This is a genomic window from Micromonospora sp. LOL_021, from assembly GCF_048060215.1.
GTDB lineage: Bacteria > Actinomycetota > Actinomycetes > Mycobacteriales > Micromonosporaceae > Micromonospora_E.
The window spans coordinates 1-5,610 of record NZ_JBHMIN010000101.1 but is presented as its reverse complement, the minus strand read 5'-3'; the positions used below and the strand labels follow the sequence as shown (position 1 = coordinate 5,610).

General features: G+C 67.9%; 3 protein-coding genes and 2 pseudogenes. All 5 read left to right on the top strand.

The annotated features are described in order from the left end of the window. Nucleotides 1–84: 84 nt before the first annotated feature. Nucleotides 85–760, top strand: a pseudogene (locus ACFHWT_RS30960) (transposase family protein). 179 nt (nt 761–939) lie between these two features. Further along, nucleotides 940–2,259 (top strand): hypothetical protein, encoded by a 1,320-nt coding sequence (locus tag ACFHWT_RS30955; RefSeq protein WP_416598190.1) that lies wholly within the window; start codon nt 940–942, stop codon nt 2,257–2,259. 99 nt (nt 2,260–2,358) lie between these two features. After that, nucleotides 2,359–3,036, top strand: coding sequence for an adenylate cyclase (locus tag ACFHWT_RS30950; protein WP_416598188.1), 678 nt, complete (start codon nt 2,359–2,361; stop codon nt 3,034–3,036). A gap of 765 nt (nt 3,037–3,801) precedes the next feature. Further along, nucleotides 3,802–5,118, top strand: a complete 1,317-nt coding sequence (locus ACFHWT_RS30945; RefSeq protein ID WP_416598186.1) for an AAA family ATPase — start codon at nt 3,802–3,804, stop codon at nt 5,116–5,118. Nucleotides 5,119–5,178: 60 nt separating this feature from the next. Further along, nucleotides 5,179–5,610, top strand: a pseudogene (locus tag ACFHWT_RS30940) (hypothetical protein); the annotation flags it as partial.

The following is a 5,610-nucleotide window of genomic DNA, read 5'->3' as shown; positions in this document are numbered from 1 at the left end:
CCCCTCCACGATCCCGCTGTCCAGCCGCACCCTCAACCACCTCACCGACCTCATCCGAGCCCACCGCAACCAGCATCGATCCCGATGGCGGCGCCTCGACCCGGCCGCCAGGCACTACTCGCCCTGGCCCACCTATGCAACGGCGACACCTACACCCGGCTCGCCGCCGGGTTCGCCGTCGGCGTCGCTACCGCCTGGCGGTACGTGCAGGAAGCGATCGCCCCGCTCGCCGCGGTCGCCGAGGACCTGGCCACGGCGATGCGCCGCATCCGACACCTGGCGTACACGATCCTCGACGGCACGCTGATCCCGATCGACCGCGTGGCGGACCAGAAGCCGTACTACTCCGGCAAACACCGGCGCCACGGCGTGAACCAGCAGGTCATCGCCGACGCCGCCGGCCGGCTCGTCTGGGCCTCCCGGACACTGCCGGGCTCGGCGCACGACCTCACCGCCGCCCGCGTCCACGGCATCACCCACGCGCTGACCAGCGCCCAGGTGATGACCTTCGCCGACAAGGGCTACCGGCAGCGTCCGCACCCCGTTCAAGCGCCACCGCTCCCGGCCGAAGCTGTCACGCCGACAGAAGACGATCAACCGGGCGCACGCGAAGATCCGAGCACACGGCGAACGGGCCATCGCCACGCTCAAGACCTGGAAGATCCTGACCAAGCTGCGCTGCAGCCCGCACCGCGCCACCGCGATCGTGCAGGCCATCCTCGTCCTGCACCACGTCGAAGCCAACCCCTACACAGGATGAAAACGGCTCACAGGTCGGGGTCACGAAACATTGATCTATACCTGGAGTCAAGATTCATATTGACAAACATGACTCACCGTTCAAAAATGTGGTAACGGGAAGGTCTTGTCGATGCGCCAGGCAACGCGGTGCGCACGGTCGGTTCACCAGCCACACACGCAGTCATGTCTGGCGGTGACATGACTGATCACCCCCTTTCCGGCTGGTCGCGAATCCAGCCCGCGCCAGGCGGAGCCGAAGCTTCGGGCGATCACCCCAACCTCTCGCAGAAGGAAGGAATCAGTGTGGGATCGAGCAATGTTGTCCGCACGCGACGCCGTCGCCGCGCCTTCGCGGCGGCGACCGTGACACTGTTGACAATTGGCAGCCTCCTGACTGTCAGGCCTGCTCACGCTCAAGAGCCTGACCCTGTCGATGTCAACCGGCGGGAGCAGGCAAAAGTAGTCACGTTGCCATCAAGAGTGGGTGTCGAGGATGCGCTCAGTATCCTGGAGAAGGTCGACATCCAGGTTCTGGAGCTGCGGTTCTCCGGCAATGGCGTGGTGGGCGGCATCATCCCGATGGATGGCGTGACCGCCAAGGACCAGGCAAACTGGGCCGAGCTCGCGTTTCAGCGACGGTTCAATCGTCGCCCGGTGGTATCCGCACTGGTCGTCCGGGCGTCGACATCCTCGACCGAGATCGAGAGGTTGCAGAGCGTGATGACTGCGGCGTCACCTGCGGTCACCACCACCGCGCCGGCAGTGGTGTCGAGAAGGTTTTCGGTTGAGCGTGCACGCGACACCGTACAACCTCTCGACGGTTCCATCGATGAGCACTACCCATCAATATGGGAAGGCGACACCTACCGTACCGTCTACCCACCGGTACAGGCAGAACTTCGAGCTTATGACTACTGGTTCGTCTACGAAAGCGCCTACAGCGCGCAACCTTCGACTTTTCCGAGTGATTGGGGAATGGAACTCGGCATAACAACGTGGAACGACGATCTTCCTGGCTGGGTCGTCCGCCCGTTTTGTCCGCCCGGCTTTGGTGACTCCGATTGGGACTTCTGGTCCGGCACCTACGAGATGGGTGGCATTTGGGGGGCGAACGTCCCGGAATCCTCTGCTCCCTACGCCGACTACAACATTGCAAGTGATGGTTGCGACGAAAACGGAGTTGAGATCGGAATCGGTTTCCCGCGCCAACTGGCCCAGGACACACTGTACCTGGCGTTCGCCGAGCTGTATCCTGGCAACGAAAGCTCTTCGCGGATGGCCGCGTCCGTAAGCATGAAGAGTAACGACTGCAACAATCTTGGACTATCCCCGCATACCGATTGCATGGGACTGAACACCGATCGAGATCCTCCAGCTGGGTTCGACGGCAGCGCCCTGCTGGTCAACTCAAGCCGCAACTGGACAGCGCCGGCCTGCTTCCTGATGGGAGAGGGATTCACCAATCCGATTCGCTACGCTCCGGGAGTAAGCGGCTGTCCAACCGTGGTCTACTACTGACGCCTACGCTGATAGTGCCGGCCCAGGTAGTCTGACCGTCACCGGTTCCATGGCTGCCTGGGCGCACGGGCCATTGTCGGTCTCAGGGAGATGATCAGGATGTCGCAGCAGAGTCCTCGGCGCCGATTCGGCGGGGAACAGCTGTTCATCTGGTACCTCGCGACCGCAGCCGCCGCTGCGGTGGTCGGCGTGGTCGCCGGCGGAGTCGGCCTGCTGGTCCTGTCCGCGTTGCGAATCGGGTGTCGTCCCACCGGTGGGGACGTACTGCCCGGCGGCGAGCTGCAGTGCCCCGACGGCACCGGCAAGGTCCTCCCGGCGTTGGTGTTCGCGGGTCTCGGCTGCGTCGTCGTCCTGGCGGTGGCGGCGGAGCTGCTCAGCCGGCGGGGCGACGCCTCCACGGTTGCCCGCGTGGCCCGGCACGGCTTGTGGCTGGCCGCCTGGGTGGTGGCGCTGCCCGGCCTGGCGTGGGTCAGCGTGGTGTCCACCTCGGCGGCGACGCGACAGGCCTTCTGGGGTGTCGTGGTGGGCGTCTGCGCGGCGATCGCCTTCGTCGCGATTCCGCTGGTCACGTCCTACGTCCGTCCGGCGTACGCGACAGTGGTGCTGGCGGCGTGTCTGGCGGTGCCGGCCACCGCCGTGCTGGTCGGCTTGTGGTTGCCGCTGGTCGTACCGCTCGCCCTGCCGGTGACCGCCATCTGGCTGGTGGCGTTGTGGCTGTCACGGGCGGCCCATCGGATCAGCGTGACAGCTGCGGCGAGCCAGGTGAGCGGCCCGTAGGCCGGTCACGGGCCGGATTGCCCGCTACCCCGAGAGGGTGAGACGCAGCGAGACCGACGGGCGCAGCCAGGCATGGTGCATGGCCAGGCCAGGCCGCCGCGCGGTCGTCGCCGCTGATCTCTCTGAGCTGCGCGGACCGGTCAGCGGGGTCGTCGAGCTGCCGCACCGGCTGCACTGGCAGCCGGACCGCCGGGTCGACCTCTCGGCAATCCCGCGCTGCTGCGGTGGATGTACGAGACCGGCACCAACACCAGGTGGTACGGCTGCAGCCGGTGCGGTTCGACCGGCACCGCCAGCCGGTGATGGCACGGATCGGTCCAGCCAGGACCAGATCGATGTCGAGCGGGGTGTCGGGTCGCCACGACGTTGCCGCCGTGGCGACCCGGCCGATTCGTCGTCAGTCGGCGTGGGCGCGCAGCGCGGCGATGAACCATTCCAACGCCGGCACCTGCGGTGGGGCGGCCAGCCAGCCGTTGAGGACGCCCAGCAGCTGCCAGTAACGCTCCATCAGCCCGTTCCTCGACGGCCGACCGTAGTCGCCGCTCCCGACCACGGCTGATCCCGCCTGGCATACGGAACGAGGAGTACACTTCGACAAAACGTACTCCTCGTTCTTGGAGGCCCGTCCTGATCGCGAAACCGGACCGGATCTTCGACCGTGACTTCGAGTGGCGGCAGCTCACCGCGTTCCTCTCGCGCCCAGGCCCCCAGCTGGGAGTGGTCAGCGGGCGACGCCGGCAGGGCAAGACGTACCTGTTGGAGGCCTTGACCCGGCAGACCGGCGGGCTCTACTTCGGTGCCACTCAGGCGACGTCGGCCGAGTCATTCCGCCTGTTCACGCAGGCGCTGAACACCTGGCTGGGTGTCGCGGCCTCCCTCCGGTTCGACAGCTGGGACGAGGCTGTCACCCACCTGTGCACCCTGTCCGACCGGCCCGGTCCGGTCGTCCTGGATGAGTTTCCCTATTTGAGCAAGGTTGAGCCGGCCCTGCCGTCGATCCTGCAGCGGGAAATCGACCGGGCCGTGTCGGATGAGCGGCCGTTGTCGCTGCTGCTCTGTGGATCCGCGATGTCGGTCACGGGTGGGCTGCTGGCCGGGTCCGCCCCGCTGCGCGGCCGGGCCAGCCTGGAACTCGTCGTCCAGCCCTTCGACAACGTGCTCACCGCCCAGTTCTGGGGGCTGAGCGACCCGAGACTCGCCGTGCTGCACCACGCCGTGGTCGGCGGCACCCCGGCGTACCGGCGCTTCGTCGGCGACGACGCGCCGCGCGACCTCGGCGACTTCGACGGCTGGCTGACCCGTACCGTGCTCAACCCGGCCACCCCGTTGTTCCGCGAGGCACGGTATCTGCTCCAGGAGGAAGCCGACGTCCGGGACACCGCGCTGTACCACTCAGTGCTGGCCGCCGTCGCCGCCGGCAACAACACCAGAGGCGGGATCGCCGGCTACATCGGCCGCAAGGCGGCGGACATCGGCCACCACCTCAACGTCCTGGAGGACAGCCACCTGCTCGTGCGGGAACCGGACGTGTTCCGGTCCGGCCGGGCCGTCTACCGGATCGCGGAACCGTTGATCACCTTCTACCAGGTGATCATGCGACCGCAGTGGGGCCTGCTGGAAAGCGAGCGGGCCGAGCTGGTGTGGCGCGACGCCCGGTCCAGGTTCGCCGCGCAGGTGATCGGTCCGCACTTCGAACGGCTGTGCCGGGCGTACGCCCTTACCGCGCCGCCGGAGCGGTTCGGCGCGCTGCCCGGTGAGGTCGGCGCGGGAGTCGTCACCGATCCGCAGCGACGACGCCAGATCGAAGTGGACGTCGCCGTGTTCGCTCCGGCGGTCCCGGGGGAGCGGCGCCGTCTGCTCTCCCTGGGCGAGGTGAAGTGGGGCGAGGTGATGGGGGCACGCCACGTCGACCGGCTGCGCCGGGCCCGCGACCTGCTCGCCGGCCGTGGCTACGACACCCGCGACACGGTGCTGACCTGCTACAGCGGGGTCGGATTCGAACCGGGCCTGACCGACCGCGGTGAACCGGTCCGAACGGTCGGGCTCGCCGACCTCTACCCGTCCCCTTCGGCCACTCAGTGACGTCCCGGCCAGCCAAAACGAGTGTCGGCCGGCGCCGACGGCTGACTAGCATCACCGGCTGTGGACGACAGACGGTGGCGGGATCCGCAGTGGCTGGCCCGGGTGCGGGACTGGATCGACGGTCGGCTCGACGAGCTCGGGACGACCCGGACCGGCCCGGTCGTGCAACCGCACATCTACCCGTGGTCGACGGTGCTGCGCGTCCCGACCGCCGCCGGTGACGTCTGGTTCAAGGCCAACGCCGAGTCGCTGCGCCACGAAGCGGCCGTCGTGACACGGATCGCCGCACGCCGCCCCGACGCGGTGCCGCCGCCGCTGGCCGCCGACCTCGACACCGGGTGGATGCTGATGGCCGACGCCGGGGAAACGCTGCGGGTGGTGAGCCAGCGCGAGCAGAGCCTGGACCGGTGGTACGCCGTCCTGCCGCTGTACGCCGCGGTGCAGCTCGACCTGGCCGACGACGTCGACGACCTGCTCGCCCTCGGCGTGCCC

What these genes read in the sequence shown, in the direction of transcription:
- ACFHWT_RS30955 (WP_416598190.1), top strand. Translation starts at nt 940, where the DNA reads ATGACTGATCACCCCCTTTCCGGCTGGTCGCGAATCCAGCCCGCGCCA.
- ACFHWT_RS30950 (WP_416598188.1), top strand. Translation starts at nt 2,359, where the DNA reads ATGTCGCAGCAGAGTCCTCGGCGCCGATTCGGCGGGGAACAGCTGTTC.